Below are 17,233 nucleotides of genomic sequence, written 5' to 3'. Positions count from 1 at the left end.
CCGGTAAACGTGAGGCTGTTCACATCAGCCGCCTGTGAGTACCTTTCGGCACCGGGAAGTTCGCCGTCGTTCACGCTTCGGCCGATCCCAGCACCAGCACCTTGATGGCCAACACGGCCGCACCGCGGGCCCAGTCGTGGAAGTCGGACACCTTCGTCTCCAGACCGACCGGGGCGGCCAGCGGGTGACGGTGCTCACGGATCGTCTCCTCGACCGTCTTCCCGGCCACGTCCATCAGCCCGACCCCCTCCCCCGCGAGCAGGATCTTCTGCGGCATCACGAAGTTGGAGATCTGCGCGACGAGCGTGCCCAGGGCGCGCGCGGCCTCGTCGACGACCCGGGCGGGCATCGGGTCCCCCGCGGCGGCCAGGGCGAGGATCTCGTCGTAGGTGTGGTCGCCGCCGGTCGCGGCCCGGATCTGGTAGCGGATGCTGGGGATGGTCAGCAGCGAAACGGCGCTGCCGCGCCTGCCGTCCGGGGTGAGCGGACCGCTGGAGTCGACGATCCAGTGCCGGCCGAAGCCGCGGTCCTCCTCCGCGAAGGGCACCCGCCTGCCGCCCAGCACGAGCCCGTAGCCGAGGCCGGCGCCGATGGTGAGGACGACGAAGCGCTCCAGGCCGCGTCCGGCGCCGAACCAGGTCTCGGCCTCGACCAGGGCGGCGACGTCGTTCTCGACGACCACCGGCAGCCCGGTGCGCTGCTCGACCAGGTCGGCCAGCGGGACGTCCCGCCACAGCAGGAAGGGGGACTCGCCGACCACGGCGCGGTCCTGGACGAACCCGCCGACCCCGATGCCGATCCCGGCGAGGCGGGGGTGATCCGTGGCCAGTTCGCCGGTCATCCGGGCCAGCACGTCGGCCACTTCGGCGGGGTCGTGGGTGGTGAGCGGGCGGTCGAGGCGGGCGACGATATGGCTGCGCAGCGTGGTCACGACGCCGTAGACCATGTCCTCGGTGATCTTGAAGCCGAGGAAGAAGCCCGAGTCGGCGACGACATCCAGCGGCTGGGAGGGGCGGCCCTGGCGCGACTCCGCAGGCGCGTCGGCCTCGGGCACCTCGACGAGCAGACCCGACTCGGTCAGCGGCTTGGTCAGCCGGGTGAGACTGCCGGCCGACAGACCCAGCCTGCGGGCGAGTTCCGTGCGCGAGAGCGGGCCGTGGACGAGCACTTCGATCGCCACGGAGCGCTCCCCAGCGCTCAGCGGCAGCCAGCCGGCGGTGCCTTCGGTCATGTAGGTCCGACTCCTCTCGCCCATTTTTTTCACACCGAAACCAACACGACCACTCTATGTCGATGTCGGTTCCTGGGAAAAGATGTTTGCAGGCCCCTTGACGCAGCAATTGTTTCGCACCAAAAGTAAGTCCCGCCAGAGGACGAGCCGCCGCAGCGAGGGAGTCTCCGATGACCATCGCCTCCAGCAGTCCTCCATCACGTCTGCCCACGGGCGGCGCGGCGGAGGCCAGCAGCACGACCGGGACGCGGCAGGGGGTGTCCGGCGAGGACCGGGGGGACGGCCGGCTGGCCGCGCTCTTCATCGCGCCGGCCCTGCTCGGCTTCCTGGTCTTCCTGCTCTGGCCGACCCTGCGGGGCATCTACCTGAGCTTCACCCGCTTCAACCTGCTGACGCCGGCGGAGTGGGTGGGCCTGGACAACTACGTCCGCATGGTCAACGACCCCATCTTCTGGGACTCCCTGTGGGTCACCGTCGAGTACGTCGTCATCAACATCGGCGTCCAGACGGTGGCGGCACTGGCGATGGCCGTCCTGCTCCAGCGGCTGACACAGTCGGCGATGCTGCGCGGGATCGTGCTGACGCCGTATCTGATGTCGAACGTCGTCGCCGGTCTGGTCTGGCTGTGGATGCTCGACACCCAGCTCGGCATCGGCAACGAGATCATCAGCGGCCTCGGGGTGGACCGCATCCCCTTCCTCGCCGACGAGACCTGGGCGATCCCGACGATCGCGCTCATCAACGTGTGGCGGCACGTGGGGTACACCGCCCTGCTGCTGTTCGCCGGCCTCCAGGCCATCCCGAACGACATGTACGAGGCGGCCCGGGTGGACGGGGCGAGCGAGTGGCGGATGTTCTGGCGGATCACCATGCCCTTGCTGCGTCCGGTGCTCGCGGTCGTGCTGATCATGACGGTGATCGGGTCCTTCCAGGTGTTCGACACCGTCGCCGTGACCACCGCGGGCGGTCCGGCGAACGCCACCAACGTCCTTCAGTACTACATCTACGGCTCGGCCTTCGGCCGCTTCCAGTTCGGCTACGCCTCGGCCATGTCCGTCGCCCTGCTGGTCGTGCTGAGCGCGATCACCGTCCTCCAGTACCGGCTCACCCGGGCCGGCCGGACCGACCTCGGCTGACGGAAGGGAGACACCGCCATGGCTGCCGTGACGACAACGACACCGACCACCCTGCGACAGCGCAGGTTCCCCTTCGGGCGGGCCGCCGCCTGGACCGTGATGGGACTGATCGTCCTCATCACCCTGCTGCCGTTCTACTGGATCCTGCGCACCGCGCTGTCCACCAACGCGGGCCTGAACGCCGACCCCACCAATCCCCTGCCGGTGGACCTCACCACCAGCGGCTTCGAACGGGCCCTGGGCCTCCAGTCGGCCGAGGAGGCCGTCGCGCAGGGCGGCGCGGGCGGCGGACTGGACTTCTGGCGCTACCTGCTCAACTCGGTGCTGGTCTCGACCCTGATCACCGGATGCCAGATCTTCTTCTCGGCGATGGCCGCGTACGCCTTCTCGCGGCTGCGCTGGCGGGGCCGGGACAAGGTGTTCGGGCTGTTCCTCGCCGGGATGATGGTGCCGGCCATCTTCACACTGCTGCCGAACTTCGTGCTCATCAAGCAGCTGCACCTGATCGACACGCTCCTCGGCATCGCGCTGCCCACCATGTTCATGACGCCGTTCGCGGTGTTCTTCCTGCGGCAGTTCTTCATGAACATCCCCAAGGAGGTCGAGGAGGCCGCGCTGCTCGACGGCGCCGGGAAGATCAAGATCTTCTTCCGGGTGGTCCTGCCGATGGCGTCCACGCCGATCATCACGCTGGCCGTGCTGACGTACATCACCTCCTGGAACGACTACTTCTGGCCGCTGATGGTCTCCTACAGCGACAGCTCGCGCGTGCTGACCGTGGCACTGGCGGTCTTCCGGGCGCAGACCCCGGCGACCGGTGTCGACTGGTCCGGGCTCATGGCCGCGACGCTGATCGCCGCGCTGCCGATGCTGGTGCTGTTCGCCTGCTTCGCCCGCCGCATCGTCAGCTCCATCGGCTTCACCGGGATCAAGTAAGGGGACTGTGATGCGAATTCGACTTCGTCCGCTCGTCGCGGTGACCGGAGCGCTGGCGCTGTCCCTGGTCAGCGGATGCGCTCAGGGAGGCGCCGCCGGATCGTCCGCGAACACCGTCACGTACTGGCTGTGGGACGCCAACCAGCTGCCCGCCTACCAGGCCTGCGCCAAGGGGTTCGAGAAGGAGAACCCCGGACTGAAGGTGAAGATCACCCAGTTGGGGTGGAGCGACTACTGGACCAAGCTCACCGCCGGGTTCATCGCGGGCACCCAGCCGGACGTGTTCACCGACCACATCCAGAACTTCGGCCAGTTCGCCGACCTGAAGGTCCTCGAACCGCTCGACGACCTCGGCATCGAGGACTCCCGCTACCAGCCGGGTCTCGCCGCCAACTGGATCGGCAAGGACGGCCACCGCTACGGCGCCCCGAAGGACTGGGACACGGTCGCGCTGTTCTACAACTCCAGGATGACGAAGGACGCCGGCCTCACCGCCGAGCAGCTGAACGACCTGTCCTGGAACCCGGAGGACGGCGGCACGTTCGAGAAGGCCATCGCCCACCTCACCGTCGACAGGAACGGCAAGCGGGGCGACGAACCGGGCTTCGACAAGAACAACGTCAAGGTCTACGGCATGGCCAGCAACGGCGGCGGCTTCGGCGACGGCCAGACCCAGTGGAGCAACTTCGCCGCCTCCGCCGGCTGGAGCTACCTGGACAAGCCGCGCTGGGGCACGAAGTACCAGTACGACAGCAAGACCTTCCAGTCCGTCATCCAGTGGTACTTCGGCCTGGCGAAGAAGGGCTACATGCCACCGCTGTCCGACTACAACATCCAGTCCAACCAGGCGAACACCCAGGTGGCGGCCGGCAAGGCGGCCACCGCGTTCGACGGGGCCTGGATGATCTCCACCTACGCGGGCTTCAAGGGCAAGGACATGAGGACCGCCCCGACCCCGGTGGGCCCGACCGGCAAGCGCGCCACCATGATGAACGGTCTCGCCGATTCCGTCACGAAGGCCTCCAAGAACAAGGCGGGCGCCAAGAAGTGGGTGGCGTACCTGGCCTCGGACCAGTGCCAGACCGTCGTCGGCAGGTACGGCGTCGTCTTCCCCGCCACGCCGGCCGGGACCGAGGCCGCTGTCGCCGCGTACCGGAAGAAGGGCATCGACGTCTCGTCGTTCACCGAACCCGTGGCCGACAAGAAGCATGCCCGGACCTTCTCGTACCCGATCGCCAGCTACTCGGCGGACATGACCGCGCTCATGCAGCCCGCGATGGAAGACATCTACGGCAACGGCAAGCCCGTGAGCAGCCTCGATCAGACCAATGACCAGATCAACCTCATCCTCTCCCAGTGAAGGGCACGCGCTCCATGACGTTCTCCATCGGCATCGTCGGCGCCGGACAGTTCTCGGGCCAGTTCGCCACCCTGTTCCAGGCCCACCCCGGCGTCGGCGACGTCTACGTCACCGACCTGCTGCCCGAGCGGGCCGCACAACTCGCCTCCGCCCAGGGGCTGGCGGGCACCTTCCCGTCCTACCAGGCCATGCTGGAGTCGGAGGACGTCGACGCCGTCGCGATCTTCACCCAGCGCTGGACGCACGGACCGCTGGTGCTCCAGGGCCTGAACGCCGGCAAGCACGTGTACTCCGCCGTCCCGATGGCGATCAGCGCGGAGGAGATCGCCGCGATCATCGACGCGGTCAAGGCCACCGGGCTGACCTACATGATGGGCGAGACCAGCGAGTACAACCCGGCCACGGTCCACGCCCGCAACCAGATCGCCGAGGGCGCCTTCGGGCGGCTCTTCTACGCCGAGGGCGACTACGTCCACGACATGGACCTCGGGTTCTACGAGGCCTACCAGTACAGCGGCGGCGAGAACTGGAAGGCGACCGCCAGCTATCCCCCGCTGCTGTACCCGACGCACGCGGTCGGCGGGGTGCTGGGCGCCTGGAAGACGCACGCGGTGAGCGTGTCCGCGATCGGTGTCGTCGACGACCGGGGCGACGGCGTCTTCGACAAGGACGTCAGCCAGTTCGGCAACGACGTCTCCAACGCCACCGCGCTGTTCGAGGTGGCGGGCGGTGGTTCGTTCCGCACGAACGAGTTCCGGCGAGTCGGCTACCCCTCGCACATACGGGAGTCGCGCTTCCGCTTCTTCGGTACCGAGGCGAGCATGGAGCAGCTCGCCACGGTCGCCCTGTGGCAGGACAAGCAAGGGGTGAAGGACATCAGCGAACTGCTGGAGCCCAAGCCCACCATGGCGCCCGACGACCCCTCGCTCCAGCACATCGCGCCGGAGCTGCGGGCCGCCTTCACTTCCGGTTCGGCGCCCGTGCACGACCGGGCGCGGCTGCCCAGGGAGTTCGACAGCCTGCACAACGGTCACGAGGGCAGCCACCACTTCCTGGTGGACGACTTCGTGACCGCCGTCAACGACCGCACGCTGCCGTCGGTCAACGCCTGGGTGGCCGCCCGCTACACCCTGCCGGGCATCATCGCGCACGAGTCGGCGCGGCAGGGCGGGGTCAGGCTGGAGATCCCGGACTTCGGGGACGCGCCCCAGTAGGGGACACCGCCGGACGCGAGCCGGGTGCCTGGTATCAGGTGCCCGGCTTGCGGCCGTAGACGAAGACGTCGTCGCCCTTCTTCAGCAGCGACCAGTACTTCTTGGCGTCGGTCTTGGTCATGTTGACGCAGCCGCGCGAGCCGGGCGGGTTCCACATGCTGACGTTCGCCTGGTGGAAGGCCTGGCCGCCGTCGAAGAACTGGGCGTAGGGCATCGGCACGTCGTAGATGGACGAGACGTGGTCGATGTTGCGCCAGTAGATCTTCTTCAGGCCGGTGCGGGTCTCGTCGCCGTTGCGGCCGGTGCGGACCGGCACGGGTCCGTAGACGAGCTTCTTGCCGTCCTGGATCCAGCTCAGCTGGAGCGTGAGGTTCACACAGGCGATCCGGCCCTTGTTCACCGGGCACTTGCCGTCCTTGTTGGGGTTCGACCCGACGGCCTTCTGCTTCTGCATCAGGTCCATCACGCCCCAGGTGACGGATCCCGCGTAGCCGATGTTCGGTGAAATGCCGTGCTTGGTCTGGAAGGCCTGGATGGCCTTGCAGTCGGCGGCGGACTGCTTGCCGTCGACCGGCCGGCCGAGGAACTTCTCGACCTTCTTCTGGTACGGGCCGGCCTGCGTGGTGCAGCTCGCGGCCTGCGCCGGTGCGGCGCCGAGTGCGAGCGTGAGCGGTGCCACCAGACCGGTGATCCCCAGTGCGACGGCGCTCCGTCTGCGTACGTCCCCCATGGCTGGTCATGCCCTTTCGCGAAAGCGGTGTGCGATGTCTGCCAGCTAGACGGCCCGAGGACGCTTCCGGTTGTGCGGTCGGCGGGGCTGCGACGGAACAGTGACATTCCTCATGGAGCGGCCCGGGCGGGTGCGCAGCCGCATACAGGCGAAACCGACGCCGTAAGTTGCACATATAGGCATACAGCGTAAGCTTACGGACATGGGACAGTTCTTCCTCCCGCCGCACGGAGCACGTGATGATCGAGACGTCCTCACCCGCATCAGCTGACCAGCGCTCCCCTCGGGTGATCGTGCTCGTGCCCGCCTACAAGGAAGTGGATTCGCTCCCGCAGGTGCTGGAGGCCCTGCGCAGGCAGACGCATCCCGCGGACCGCGTCATCGTGACGCTCGATCCGCACCGGGAGAGCGACCGGACGGCCCGGCTGGAAGGGATCGCCCGCGCAGCCGGGGCCGAGGTCTGGCACTCGGCCGGCAACCGGCACAAGAAGGCCGGCAACCTGAACGGGGCCCTGAACAGACTGCTGCCGGACGTCTCCGACCAGGACGGGATCCTCGTCCAGGACGCCGACACGTATCTCGATCCGCACTTCATCGAGGTGACCCGCCGGAAGATGGGCCAGGGCTACGGCGCTGTCGGCGGGAACTTCCGCGGCCGCTCCGGGGGCAGACTGTGCGGCGCCTTCCAGCGCAACGAGTTCGCCCGGTACGCCCGGGACACGGCACGGAAGAGGGGCAAGGTGCTGTGCCTGACCGGCACCGCCTGCCTCTTCCGGGCCGGAGCCCTCAGGGACGTCCTCGACGCCCGGGCATCGGGGCGGCTCCCGCCGGCCGAAGGGGTCTACGACACGAAGGCGCTGACCGAGGACAACGAACTCACGCTGGCCCTGAAGCACCTCCACCACCGCATCGTCGCCCCGACGCGGGCCACGATGACCACGGAAGTCATGGAGACCTGGAGAGCCCTCGCCCGACAGCGGCTCCGCTGGAAGCGCGGCGCGCTGGAGAACCTGATCGACTACGGCGTCACCCGGTACACCGCCGAAGGCTGGGCCAGACAGGTCGTGGCCTTCCTCGGAGCATCCGTGTCGGCCGCCTACGTCGGCTTCGTCATCTGGTACCTCGCCGTCGGCGCGGGGCTGAGGATCGCCCCGTTCTGGATCGCCTTCACGGCGTTCTACGCCATCGAGCGGGCGATCACCGTGAAATCACGCGGCTGGCGGGTGTCGATCGCCTCGATGCTGGTCCTGCCCGAATGGTGCTACGACCTCTTCCTCCAGGGCGTCCACCTGCGCGCGCTCGCGGACGCGGCCCTGCGCAGGGACCGCACCTGGTGACACCCGACCCACACGAAGCCTCGCACAACGACATACGCGCCCAGAAAGGAAAAGATCATGGCGAACTATGTTGGCGCCGGCACCACAGCCGGCGGAACCACCGGGGCCGGGCTGCTGCCGGTCACCGGAGGTCCCGGAAGTGTCTGGTTCTGGATCGTCGTCTTCGTTCTGGTCTCGGCGGGATGCGCCGCGCTGCGGCTGATCCCGCGCAAGGCCGGAGACGACGCCTGACAAGGTCGCCGAGGTGGGGCCACGGAAGTGGCCCCACCGCACTGCGGGAGGTCCGGAATGAGAAGGGCGATCCGCCTACTGAGCATCGGCCTGATTCTCGCCGGACTGGCCTTGGGCGGCCTCAGGCTCTTTCACGACCGTCAGGCCGACGACGCCTACGACCGTGCGCAGCAGGTACTGCGCGAAGACCTCCGGCAGCCGGCCTCCGCACCGCGGCAGGCCCGTGAGGATGTACCCGGTCCGCGCGCGGGCGAGGCCTTCGCCGTACTGCGCGTTCCGCGGTTCGGAGCGGAGTTCGCCCCGGTGATCGTCGAGGGCGTCTCCCGGCAGGCCCTCGAAAAGGGCCCAGGGCACTTCCCGGAGTCGGCACTGCCGGGCGAGACGGGCAACTTCGCGGTCGCGGGTCATCGGACGGGGTGGGGTCAGCCCTTCAACCGGCTCCCGGAGCTGAGGAAGGGCGACACGATCGACGTCGAGTGGAAGCGGGCGACCTACACGTACCGGGTCACCCACAGCAAGGTCGTGGAGCCCTCGGACGTCGGTGTCCTCCTGCCCGTTCCCGGCAAGCCGGGGACGCGGCCCGACAAGGCCCGGATCACCCTCATCACGTGTACGGACCGCGGCTGGGACGGCACGTACGTCCACCGGTTCGTGGTGTGGGGTGAACGGGAAGCACCGTGACAGCGCGCGGCATCTCCGCGAAGGAGGCAGGTGATGGTGGACGGCGCGGGGCCGGGCGGTGACGAGGACGGACGTCCCGGCAGGCTCAGCCGCGAGCGGGTCCTCGCCGCGGCCCTGGACCTCGTCGACCGCGAAGGCCTTCCGGCACTGACCATGCGCCGGCTGGGAGCCGAGCTCGGTGTGGAGGCCATGTCCCTGTACCGCTACGCGCCGGGCAAGACCGCGCTGCTGGACGGCGTGGTGGAGGCCCTGTTCCTGCAACTGGAGGACCGGCTGGCCCGCACGCCCGCCCCGGAGACGGCCGCTGAGGCCGGGAGCCCCCGGTGGCGGGCCGAACTGCATCGCATCGCCCGGACCACCTATCAGGTCTGCCTCGACCACCCGGAGGGTGCATCCCTGATCTTCACGCGTTTCACCGAGGTGCCGCTGGCGCGCAGGGCGCCGGCGGTCCTCAGGGATCACGAAAGGGTGCTCGGCGCGCTCTGGGACGCCGGCTGGGAAGAGAACCGTTCCGCCCCGGTCCTGCGCGCCTTCACCGCCTGGGTCCTCGGGTACGTGTCCGTGGAACTGCGGGCCGTGGTGGACAACCCCCGGGAGCCGGACCCCGCGTTCCGGCTCGGTCTGTACCGCATGCCGGCGGAGGAGCTGCCGAGGCTGCGCGCCACCGCACCCGCCCTGGCCGAGCGGGGCGGCCCGGAGGGCCTGGCGGCCGGGCTGGACGCGCTGCTGGACCGCTTCGTCGAGAGGGGCCTGTGACGGTCCGGCGGCGCGTCCGCCTCACCGGTATCCGGTGACGTCCGCGGGCTTGCCCGCGTCCTGCACCTCCACGAGGTAACGCCAGGCGTCCGGGCGGCTGCCGTCGAGGTCGGTGAAGCCGTACACCTGAGCGAGGCCGCCGCTGGACAACGACTGCCCGTTCCAGCGCGCCACGTCCGCGTCGGCGGCGAGTGCCGCCACGGCCCGGCCCACGTAGTGCGGGGTCTCCGAGATGGCGAAGTGCGGGACGCGTTCCAGTGCGTCGCGCCAGTTCTCCTCGCTCACCCCGTAGCCGTCCAGCATGATCTCCGAGCGCAGCCAGCCCGGGGTGAGGGCGACGGCGGTGGCGCCGCGCGGGCCGAGTTCGTGACCGAGGGCGAAGGCCATGCGCAGCACGGAGGCCTTGGCGAGGTCGTAGAAGAAGTTCACGCGGTAGTTCTCGCCGTTGTAGTCGGCGGTGCCGTCGGTGACCTCGATGACCAGGCCGCCGGGGTTGCGCAGCAGCAGGGGCAGGGCGTGGTGGCTGGTGACGGTGTGTGTCTCGACGGCGAGCCGGAGCAGGTGCAGGCCCTTGCCGAGGTCGTGCTCCCAGAGAGGTGACTCCCACTCGAAGAGCTTCTCGCCGCCCCAGATGTCGTTGACGAGGACGTCGAGGCGGCCCTGTTCGTCCGCGATCCGGTCCACGAGCACACGAACCTGCGCCGGGTCGAGGTGGTCGGTGGGAACGGCGATGCCCCGGCCGCCGGCTGCGGTGACCAGGTCGGCGGTGTCCTCGATGGTCTCGGGCCGGTCGTACTCGGAGCGGCGGGCGCGGGTGGTGCGGCCGGTGACGTAGACCGTGGCGCCGGCCGCGCCGAGTTCGACGGCGATACCCCGCCCGGCGCCCCGGGTCGCACCGGCGACCAGTGCGACCTTGCCCTGCAACGGAGCTGACATGTCCGACCTCCTGTGACCGTGGCTGCTTGTCGTCTCCAGGGTGGCGGGTAAGCCGGACATCTTCTGTCGCCTTTTACGGGCGACACGCGATCAGTGGCCCCGGGCGATCCATTCGGCCAGGTGCGGGGCCTCCGCGCCGATGGTCGTGGAGTCACCGTGGCCGGTGCGGACCGTCGTCCCGGGCGGCAGGGTGAGCAGCCGGTCGCGGATCGAGTCGATGATCGTCGGGAAGTGCGAGAAGGAGCGGCCGGTGGCGCCGGGGCCGCCCTGGAAGAGGGTGTCGCCGGTGAAGACGGTGCCGAGTCCCGGGTCGTAGAGGCAGACCGCGCCGGGCGCGTGCCCCGGGGTGTGCAGGACCCTGAGGTCGGCGCCGCCGGCCTCGATCGTCTGGCCGTCGACGAGCCAGGCGTCCGGCTCGCGGTCCGGGTGGGTCTGCTTCCACAGCGGCAGGTCGTCGTGGTGCAGCCAGATGGTGGCGCCGGTGCGCTCGGCGAGGGCGGGGGCGGCGTCGATGTGGTCGTTGTGGGCGTGGGTGCACACGATGGCCGTGAGCCTGCGGTCCCCGACGGCTTCGGCGATGGCGTCGGCGTCGTGGGCGGCGTCGATGACGATCGCCTCGTGGTCGTCGCCGACGATCCACACGTTGTTGTCGACGTCCCAGGTGCCGCCGTCGAGGCTGAACTGCCCGGAGGTGACGAGGTGTTCGATGCGGGTCGTCATCACAGCACCACCACCGAGCGCAGCACGTCGCCGTGGTGCATCCGCTCGAACGCCTTCTCCACCTCGTCGAGTTGAATCGTCTCCGTGACGAACGCGCCGAGGTCCAGACGGCCCTGAAGATGCAGGTCGATCAGCATGGGGAAGTCACGGGAGGGCAGGCAGTCGCCGTACCAGCTCGACTTCAGCACGCCGCCGCGGCCGAAGACGTCGAGCAGCGGCAGGTCGAGCTTCATCTCGGGGGTGGGGACACCGACGAGGACGACCGTGCCGGCGAGGTCACGGGCGTAGAAGGCCTGCTTGTACGTCTCGGGGCGGCCGACGGCCTCGATGACGACGTCGGCGCCGAAGCCGCCGGTGAGCTCGCGGATCGCCTCGACCGGGTCGCTCTCGCGCGAGTTGACGGTGTGGGTGGCACCCATGGAGCGGGCGGTCTCCAGCTTGCGGTCGTCGATGTCGACGGCGATGATCGTCGCCGCTCCGGCCAGGTGCGATCCGGCGATCGCCGCGTCGCCGACTCCGCCGCAGCCGATCACGGCGACCGAGTCGCCCCGGCCTACGTTCCCGGTGTTGATCGCGGCGCCGATGCCGGCCATCACACCGCAGCCCAGCAGCCCGGCCACCTGCGGGGCCACCCGCGGGTCGACCTTGGTGCACTGGCCGGCCGCGACCAGCGTCTTCTCGGCGAAGGCGCCGATGCCGAGGGCCGGGGAGAGCTCCTGGCCGGTCGACGCGAGGGTCATCCTCTGCTGCGCGTTGTGGGTGTCGAAGCAGTACCAGGGCCGCCCGCGCAGACAGGCCCGGCACTTCCCGCACACCGCACGCCAGTTGAGGATCACGAAATCACCGGGCTCGACGTCGGTGACGCCGGCGCCGACCGTCTCGACCACGCCGGCGGCCTCGTGACCCAGCAGGAACGGGAACTCGTCGTTGATGCCGCCCTGCTTGTAGTGCAGGTCGGTGTGGCACACCCCGCAGGCCTGGACCCGTACCACCGCCTCGCCCGGGCCGGGGTCGGGCACCAGGACCGTCTCGATCCGCACCGGCTCGTCCTTGCCGGGGGCGATCACGCCGCGTACTTCCTGCGCCATGGTGCTGACTCCTTCGTCGGCCGGGTCCGTTCCCTTCCGACCCTACGCGCGACTGATCGGTAAGGGACGCGGATCGGCCACCCCGCACCGCGCGCAAAGGCGCGAAAGGGCAGGCCGCGCGGGTCGGCGGCGACGTAGCCTGAACGCTCCGCCGAGGCCGAGGGAGCCCCGTGAGCATCGCAGAGACCGAGACCGTCGCCCCCGCGTGGCGTCAGCTCCTCGGATACGTACGGCCGCACCGCTGGTCCCTGTTCGCCGGCGCGCTGCTGTCCCTGGTCACCGGGGCGACCGGACTACTGCTGCCGCTGGTCGCGCGGGAGCTGATCGACGACCTGTCGCACGACCGGGCCATCACCGGCGCCCTGCTGGCGATGTCGGCCCTGGTGGTGGCCAACGCGGCGGTCGGCGCCCTGGGTTCGTACGTGCTGACCCGCACCGCCGAGTCGGTGGTGCTCGGCGCGCGGCGCGCCCTGTCGTCGTATCTGCTGCGGCTGCGGATCACGGCCGTGGACCGCAGCGAACCCGGGGACCTGATGGCCCGCATCACCTCCGACACCACCCTGCTGCGCGCGGTCACCACCGACTCCCTGGTCGGCCTGGGCACCGGCGGGCTCACGCTCATGGCCACGGTGGTGATGATGGGACTGGTGGACGCCGTGCTGCTGGGCGTCACCCTGGCCGTGATCCTGGGCGCGGGCGTGATCCTCGGGGTGATCGTGCCGCGCATCAACAAGGCGAGCCGGCAGGCGCAGGACGCGGTGGGGGTCATGGGTGCCTCGCTGGAGCGGATCCTCGGCGCCCTGCGCACCGTGAAGGCGTCCGGCGCGGAGCACCGGGAGGAGCGGACGCTGCACGAGGCGGCGCAGGAGTCGTGGCGGCAGAGCGTACGGGCCGCCAAGTGGTCGGCGGCCGCGGGCAACACGGCGGGACTGTCCATGCAGGTCGCCTTCATCACGGTGCTCGCGGTGGGCGGCGCACGGGTCGCGACCGGCGCGATCGACGTGGGCACCCTGGTGGCGTTCCTGCTGTTCGTCTTCTACCTGATGTCACCGATCCAGCAGGTCGTCGGCGCCATCACCCAGTACCAGACGGGCGCCGCCGCCCTGACCCGCATCGAGGAGGCGCTGCGCATGCCGGCCGAGCCGGCCGCCGACGCCGCGCCGCTGCCCTCCCCCGGCGCGCAGCCCGCCGCTCTCGCCTTCGACGACGTCCGCTTCCGCTACGCCGACGACCTGCCCTACGTCCACCACGGAGTGACGTTCACGGTGCCCGCCCAGGGCATGACGGCGTTCGTCGGCCCGTCCGGCGCCGGGAAGACCACCGTGTTCTCGCTGATCGAGCGGTTCTACGACCCCGAGTCCGGTGTGATCACCGTGGACGGGCGGGACCTGAACGAGTGGGAGCTGCCCCGGCTGCGTGCCGCCATCGGCTACGTGGAGCAGGACGCGCCGATCCTGTCGGGCTCCCTGCGGGACAACCTGCTGCTGGGCAATCCGGACGCCGACGAGGACGCCGTCGCGCGGGTGCTCAAGACGACCCGGCTCGACGGCCTGGTGTCCCGGCTGCCCGGCGGCCTCGACACGCTGGTCGGGCACCGCGGCACCAAGCTGTCCGGCGGCGAGCGCCAGCGCGTCGCCATCGCCCGCGCGCTGCTGCGCCGGCCGCGGCTGCTGCTGCTCGACGAGGCGACCTCACAGCTGGACGCGGTGAACGAGGCGGCCTTGCGCGACACCGTCGCGGACGTGGCCCGTACGACCACGGTCCTCGTGGTGGCGCACCGGCTGTCGACGGTGACGATGGCCGACCGGATCGTGGTGATGGACGCGGGCCGGGTGCGGGCCGTCGGCACGCACCGAGAGCTCGTGAGGGCCGATCCGCTCTACGCGGAGCTGGCGGCGACGCAGTTCCTGGCCACCGCGGGCTGAGCCCGGGCATGCGTGAGGGCCGCCCGGTTCCGGGCGGCCCTCGGCGTGCTCGGGGTCAGCGGACGTTCGGCACGAAACCGAAGACCGGGGAGACCAGACCGACGACCTGGTTCAGCTGGTCGAGGTCGTTGAGGCGGTTGAGCCCGGCCAGCTGCGAGGAGGGCCGCGGGATCTCGTCCTTGTGCGCGGCGGGAATGTCGCTCACGGTCAGCGAGTCGAGCGTGGCCATCGGGCTGAGCGGGCTCTTCGCTTCCGCGTCGGCCGCGGTCGCCATCGGCGCGGCGAGGCCGGTGACCCCAGCGGCGAGACCAACGGCGGCGACGATACGTCGTGTTGAGATCATGCCTGTCGCAACGCGAACGGGTCCCCGGCGGACACGGGCGGGCGGCATCGCTCACCCGTCAGGCCCAGTGTTCCGGCTGCGCTTGCCGAGCCCGCCGGGCGGGAGGACGCTCGACAGGAGAGGCCTTTCGCGGCCCGCGTCCGCCGGGCCGCGGCCCTTCGAAGGAGGTCATCATGGGAACCGCGGCAGACCCCGCCTTCGACCGGGACACCCTGCGCCAAGGCGTGGAAGGGGATCCGGACATCCTGCTCTCCCTGTACGCCGACGATGCGGAGCTGCGCATCGTGGACCGCACGACCCAGCCCAGTCACCCCAAGGTCCTGCACGGCCGGGAGGAGATCGGCCGGATGCTGGACGATGTCTACAGCCGCGACATGTCGCACAAGCTGGAGCGGTGCGTGATCGAGGGTGACGAGGCCGCCTACAGCGAGAGCTGCCAGTACGCGGACGGGGTGCGCGTACTGTCCGAGTCCATGATCGGGCTGCGCGACGGCAAGATCGCCGAGCAGACGCTGGTCCAGGCCTGGGACGAGTAGCAGGAGCCCCTCATCCCCGGCCAGGACCTCAAGCCGCGCGGCGTCGGTCCGATGACCATCGCCATCGCCACGCTGCCGGAACGGACCGTGGTGGCCGCCGGCCGGCAACTCGGTGTCGCCGAGGAGTGATCAGCGCATCCAGGCGCTGTACGACATGACGTCGCCCTCCTCGACTCCGTACACGGGATCCGGTGCGGTGAGGGTGCTCTCCAGCCCGAGGACGGCGCCGGTGGCCGGGTCCATGATCAGCATGCGGCGGACTCCGCGGCTGTCGTTCACGTAGGCCTGGCCGTCCCGGCCCAGCCGGTCGGTGACCCGGCCGACCGGCCGCAGTCCCCCGGCACCGGCGAGGAGCCGGGTGAGCGCCGCACTCTCGCGTGCGCCGAGGGTCCAGTTGTCGAGCAGCGTCGCCATGGCGTCGAGCAGCTCGGGCGTGGTCAGCGGGGTGTCGGTGTACTGAGCCTCCATCAGGTAGGCGCGCAGCCGGGCCGGGTCGCGGGGCGGGGGCGACTTGGGCGGGGCGTCACTCCAGCTCGGCGGGTAGGTCCGGTCGAGGAGGACGTGACCGTCGTCGACGAGGTGCGGTTCGCCGCCCTCGTCCGAGAGGACCGGGCGGCCCGGGTGCCCGGGGTCCGTGGCCACGACGAGTTCGGTGTGGCTGTCGTCGGCCCGCCAGCGCACGATGCGCTCCTCGGGCAGGGTGATCGGGGGCTTGCCCTCGGACATGCCGAGACTCCAGGACCGCACGTGCGTGCCCTTGCGCAGGCGGGGCGCGTCGTCGGACCCGGCCACGGCCGACGCCAGCTCGGCCATGCGGTGCAGGGGCACGGGTGTGGAGCCGCTCTCGACCACCAGCGGTCGGGGCGCGGCGACCGCGGGCGGGGTGCTCGGTCCGCTCAGCAGGAGGGTGAGGGTCAGGGCGGCGACCACGGCGGTGGCGACCACACCCCAGGCCAGGCGGAGCCGGCGGCGCCCCGGGAGCAGCAGGTCGCGCACGTGGCCCGGGCGCCCGCCCTCGGGGTCGCGACGGTCGCGGACCAGGCCTCGTCGGTCGCGTCGACCACCGGGGAGCCCGTTCGCCGGGTCGCGCAGCAGGTGTTCGAGCCGGCGTTCGGCGTTGTGGTCCAGAGGGCCGTCGGCGAAGTGGGGGCCGTCGGCCGGTACGGGATCGGCGCTGCGCAGCAGTTCGAGTTCGTCAGCCATGGCCGTGTTCCTTCGGGGCGGTCATGCAGGAGTGCTCGGCGTTCGGGGGCTCGGGACGCATGCGGTCGATCTCGGCTCTGAGGCGGCGCCGGGCCCGGTGCAGTCGCATGGACGCGGCCCGGCTGCCGCAGCCGAGGGCGACGGCGACCTCGTCGATGCCGAGTTCCTCCCAGGCCGTCAGGCGCAGCACCTCCTGGTCGGCCCCGGAGAGCCGGGCGAGTGCCTCGTGCACCCAGCCGCCGGGCGTGTCGGCCTCGGGGCCCGCCGCGATGTGCCGTCCGTGCGCGGTGTCGTCGTTGCCGAGCCGGTCGACGAGCCTGCGGCGGCGGCCGTGGCCGCGCACCGCGTTGGCCAGGCAGTTGCGTGCCACGCCGTACAGCCAGGGCAGCGCGGCGGCCGGCAGGTCGGCCCGGCGCCGCCAGGCCACCGTGAACACCTCCGCCACCACTTCTTCCACGTCGCCGGTCCGCCCGTCCAGTCGCCGGGCGACATAGCGGCTGACCGCCCAGTAGTGCTCGCGGTAGGCAGCGGCGAAGATCTCGTCGTTGCTCATGTCCCGTTCGTGTCCGGCACCTTCTCGATCGTCACACCCGTTGTCGTGATTCTCGTCGCGTCGGTGAAGTGTGACGTCCGGGCGGGGCTCGGACACAGGCGGGGCATGAGGCACCTCAAGTGGCTGACGACCACCGACCACAAGACGATCGGCACGCTGTATCTGGTGACGTCGTTCGCGTTCTTCGTCATCGGCGGCGTCATGGCGCTGCTCATGCGCGCCGAGCTCGCCCGGCCCGGTCTTCAGATCATGTCGAACGAGCAGTTCAACCAGGCGTTCACGATGCACGGCACGATCATGCTGCTGATGTTCGCGAC

At 70.3% G+C, this 17,233-nt stretch carries 19 protein-coding genes; 11 read left to right on the top strand and 8 right to left on the bottom strand.

Going from position 1 to position 17,233, the window contains the following annotated elements; all coding sequences use genetic code 11:
- Positions 1-70: 70 nt before the first annotated feature.
- Positions 71-1,231 carry an ROK family transcriptional regulator gene (locus AB0E85_RS22280; RefSeq protein WP_361929822.1) on the bottom strand — a complete coding sequence of 387 codons (1,161 nt, stop codon included), beginning with the start codon at positions 1,229-1,231 and terminating at the stop codon, positions 71-73.
- A 170-nt stretch (positions 1,232-1,401) separates the two neighbouring features.
- Between AB0E85_RS22280 and AB0E85_RS22275 the strand changes: the two genes are divergently transcribed.
- From AB0E85_RS22275 to AB0E85_RS22260, 4 genes are read left to right on the top strand one after another with little or no spacing between them, the layout of a single operon-like run.
- The gene (locus AB0E85_RS22275; RefSeq protein WP_361929819.1) at positions 1,402-2,367 is read left to right on the top strand and encodes a sugar ABC transporter permease; all 966 of its coding nucleotides are present in this window, start codon (positions 1,402-1,404) and stop codon (positions 2,365-2,367) included.
- Between the two features lie 18 nt (positions 2,368-2,385).
- Positions 2,386-3,303, top strand: a complete 918-nt coding sequence (locus tag AB0E85_RS22270) for a carbohydrate ABC transporter permease (RefSeq protein WP_361929816.1) — start codon at positions 2,386-2,388, stop codon at positions 3,301-3,303.
- 10 nt (positions 3,304-3,313) lie between these two features.
- Positions 3,314-4,663 carry a sugar ABC transporter substrate-binding protein gene (locus AB0E85_RS22265; protein WP_361929814.1) on the top strand — a complete coding sequence of 450 codons (1,350 nt, stop codon included), beginning with the start codon at positions 3,314-3,316 and terminating at the stop codon, positions 4,661-4,663.
- 14 nt (positions 4,664-4,677) lie between these two features.
- Complete coding sequence (locus tag AB0E85_RS22260) at positions 4,678-5,877, top strand: Gfo/Idh/MocA family oxidoreductase (RefSeq protein ID WP_361929811.1); 1,200 nt, start codon at positions 4,678-4,680, stop codon at positions 5,875-5,877.
- A gap of 34 nt (positions 5,878-5,911) precedes the next feature.
- Here the strand turns inward: AB0E85_RS22260 and AB0E85_RS22255 are convergent, their stop codons facing one another.
- A complete protein-coding gene (locus tag AB0E85_RS22255) occupies positions 5,912-6,607 on the bottom strand; it encodes a L,D-transpeptidase (RefSeq protein WP_361929808.1) in 696 nt (231 codons plus the stop codon).
- Positions 6,608-6,846: 239 nt separating this feature from the next.
- On the opposite strand from AB0E85_RS22255, the gene AB0E85_RS22250 reads away from it, so the two are divergent.
- The 4 genes from AB0E85_RS22250 to AB0E85_RS22235 are packed head-to-tail and all read left to right on the top strand — an operon-like array spanning position 6,847 to position 9,612.
- Positions 6,847-7,944 (top strand): glycosyltransferase family 2 protein, encoded by a 1,098-nt coding sequence (locus AB0E85_RS22250; protein ID WP_361929805.1) that lies wholly within the window; start codon positions 6,847-6,849, stop codon positions 7,942-7,944.
- 57 nt (positions 7,945-8,001) lie between these two features.
- Complete coding sequence (locus AB0E85_RS22245) at positions 8,002-8,175, top strand: hypothetical protein (protein ID WP_234850104.1); 174 nt, start codon at positions 8,002-8,004, stop codon at positions 8,173-8,175.
- A gap of 57 nt (positions 8,176-8,232) precedes the next feature.
- Complete coding sequence (locus AB0E85_RS22240) at positions 8,233-8,856, top strand: class E sortase (RefSeq protein ID WP_361929802.1); 624 nt, start codon at positions 8,233-8,235, stop codon at positions 8,854-8,856.
- 33 nt (positions 8,857-8,889) lie between these two features.
- Positions 8,890-9,612: a TetR/AcrR family transcriptional regulator gene (locus AB0E85_RS22235; RefSeq protein WP_361929799.1), complete on the top strand. Its 723-nt coding sequence runs from the start codon at positions 8,890-8,892 to the stop codon at positions 9,610-9,612.
- 21 nt (positions 9,613-9,633) lie between these two features.
- On the opposite strand, the gene AB0E85_RS22230 is transcribed toward AB0E85_RS22235, so the two are convergent.
- The 3 genes from AB0E85_RS22230 to AB0E85_RS22220 all read right to left on the bottom strand — a co-directional run bounded on the left by AB0E85_RS22230 (position 9,634) and on the right by AB0E85_RS22220 (position 12,356).
- Entirely contained in the window at positions 9,634-10,548 is a 915-nt protein-coding gene (locus AB0E85_RS22230; RefSeq protein ID WP_361929797.1) for an SDR family oxidoreductase, read from the bottom strand.
- A gap of 90 nt (positions 10,549-10,638) precedes the next feature.
- On the bottom strand, positions 10,639-11,268 hold the full coding sequence (locus tag AB0E85_RS22225) for an MBL fold metallo-hydrolase (protein WP_361929794.1): 630 nt from the start codon (positions 11,266-11,268) through the stop codon (positions 10,639-10,641).
- The gene (locus AB0E85_RS22220; protein WP_361929791.1) at positions 11,268-12,356 is read right to left on the bottom strand and encodes an S-(hydroxymethyl)mycothiol dehydrogenase; all 1,089 of its coding nucleotides are present in this window, start codon (positions 12,354-12,356) and stop codon (positions 11,268-11,270) included. Before AB0E85_RS22220 ends, AB0E85_RS22225 begins: the two co-directional genes overlap by 1 nt.
- A 170-nt stretch (positions 12,357-12,526) precedes the next feature.
- On the opposite strand from AB0E85_RS22220, the gene AB0E85_RS22215 reads away from it, so the two are divergent.
- Complete coding sequence (locus AB0E85_RS22215) at positions 12,527-14,281, top strand: ABC transporter ATP-binding protein (RefSeq protein ID WP_361929788.1); 1,755 nt, start codon at positions 12,527-12,529, stop codon at positions 14,279-14,281.
- A gap of 55 nt (positions 14,282-14,336) precedes the next feature.
- Here the strand turns inward: AB0E85_RS22215 and AB0E85_RS22210 are convergent, their stop codons facing one another.
- A complete protein-coding gene (locus AB0E85_RS22210) occupies positions 14,337-14,624 on the bottom strand; it encodes a hypothetical protein (RefSeq protein WP_361929786.1) in 288 nt (95 codons plus the stop codon).
- A 173-nt stretch (positions 14,625-14,797) separates the two neighbouring features.
- On the opposite strand from AB0E85_RS22210, the gene AB0E85_RS22205 reads away from it, so the two are divergent.
- On the top strand, positions 14,798-15,160 hold the full coding sequence (locus AB0E85_RS22205) for a nuclear transport factor 2 family protein (RefSeq protein ID WP_361929783.1): 363 nt from the start codon (positions 14,798-14,800) through the stop codon (positions 15,158-15,160).
- 129 nt (positions 15,161-15,289) lie between these two features.
- On the opposite strand, the gene AB0E85_RS22200 is transcribed toward AB0E85_RS22205, so the two are convergent.
- On the bottom strand, positions 15,290-16,363 hold the full coding sequence (locus AB0E85_RS22200; RefSeq protein WP_361929780.1) for a CU044_5270 family protein: 1,074 nt from the start codon (positions 16,361-16,363) through the stop codon (positions 15,290-15,292).
- On the bottom strand, positions 16,356-16,916 hold the full coding sequence (locus AB0E85_RS22195) for a sigma-70 family RNA polymerase sigma factor (RefSeq protein ID WP_361929778.1): 561 nt from the start codon (positions 16,914-16,916) through the stop codon (positions 16,356-16,358). The genes AB0E85_RS22200 and AB0E85_RS22195 overlap by 8 nt, the downstream gene beginning before the upstream one ends.
- Before the next feature lie 105 nt (positions 16,917-17,021).
- Here AB0E85_RS22195 and AB0E85_RS22190 point away from each other — a divergent pair.
- On the top strand, positions 17,022-17,233 hold a 212-nt coding region (locus AB0E85_RS22190), incomplete at its 3' end, for a cbb3-type cytochrome c oxidase subunit I (RefSeq protein WP_361929775.1).

The organism is Streptomyces sp. NPDC029044 (assembly GCF_040637495.1).
GTDB lineage: Bacteria > Actinomycetota > Actinomycetes > Streptomycetales > Streptomycetaceae > Streptomyces.
The sequence above is the reverse complement of the archived record's forward strand: the minus strand, read 5'-3'. Positions and strand labels throughout refer to the sequence as shown.

What these genes read in the sequence shown, in the direction of transcription:
- AB0E85_RS22280 (WP_361929822.1), bottom strand. Translation starts at nt 1,231, where the DNA reads ATGACCGAAGGCACCGCCGGCTGGCTGCCGCTGAGCGCTGGGGAGCGC.
- AB0E85_RS22275 (WP_361929819.1), top strand. Translation starts at nt 1,402, where the DNA reads ATGACCATCGCCTCCAGCAGTCCTCCATCACGTCTGCCCACGGGCGGC.
- AB0E85_RS22270 (WP_361929816.1), top strand. Translation starts at nt 2,386, where the DNA reads ATGGCTGCCGTGACGACAACGACACCGACCACCCTGCGACAGCGCAGG.
- AB0E85_RS22265 (WP_361929814.1), top strand. Translation starts at nt 3,314, where the DNA reads ATGCGAATTCGACTTCGTCCGCTCGTCGCGGTGACCGGAGCGCTGGCG.
- AB0E85_RS22260 (WP_361929811.1), top strand. Translation starts at nt 4,678, where the DNA reads ATGACGTTCTCCATCGGCATCGTCGGCGCCGGACAGTTCTCGGGCCAG.
- AB0E85_RS22255 (WP_361929808.1), bottom strand. Translation starts at nt 6,607, where the DNA reads ATGGGGGACGTACGCAGACGGAGCGCCGTCGCACTGGGGATCACCGGT.
- AB0E85_RS22250 (WP_361929805.1), top strand. Translation starts at nt 6,847, where the DNA reads ATGATCGAGACGTCCTCACCCGCATCAGCTGACCAGCGCTCCCCTCGG.
- AB0E85_RS22245 (WP_234850104.1), top strand. Translation starts at nt 8,002, where the DNA reads ATGGCGAACTATGTTGGCGCCGGCACCACAGCCGGCGGAACCACCGGG.
- AB0E85_RS22240 (WP_361929802.1), top strand. Translation starts at nt 8,233, where the DNA reads ATGAGAAGGGCGATCCGCCTACTGAGCATCGGCCTGATTCTCGCCGGA.
- AB0E85_RS22235 (WP_361929799.1), top strand. Translation starts at nt 8,890, where the DNA reads ATGGTGGACGGCGCGGGGCCGGGCGGTGACGAGGACGGACGTCCCGGC.
- AB0E85_RS22230 (WP_361929797.1), bottom strand. Translation starts at nt 10,548, where the DNA reads ATGTCAGCTCCGTTGCAGGGCAAGGTCGCACTGGTCGCCGGTGCGACC.
- AB0E85_RS22225 (WP_361929794.1), bottom strand. Translation starts at nt 11,268, where the DNA reads ATGACGACCCGCATCGAACACCTCGTCACCTCCGGGCAGTTCAGCCTC.
- AB0E85_RS22220 (WP_361929791.1), bottom strand. Translation starts at nt 12,356, where the DNA reads ATGGCGCAGGAAGTACGCGGCGTGATCGCCCCCGGCAAGGACGAGCCG.
- AB0E85_RS22210 (WP_361929786.1), bottom strand. Translation starts at nt 14,624, where the DNA reads ATGATCTCAACACGACGTATCGTCGCCGCCGTTGGTCTCGCCGCTGGG.
- AB0E85_RS22205 (WP_361929783.1), top strand. Translation starts at nt 14,798, where the DNA reads ATGGGAACCGCGGCAGACCCCGCCTTCGACCGGGACACCCTGCGCCAA.
- AB0E85_RS22200 (WP_361929780.1), bottom strand. Translation starts at nt 16,363, where the DNA reads ATGGCTGACGAACTCGAACTGCTGCGCAGCGCCGATCCCGTACCGGCC.
- AB0E85_RS22195 (WP_361929778.1), bottom strand. Translation starts at nt 16,916, where the DNA reads ATGAGCAACGACGAGATCTTCGCCGCTGCCTACCGCGAGCACTACTGG.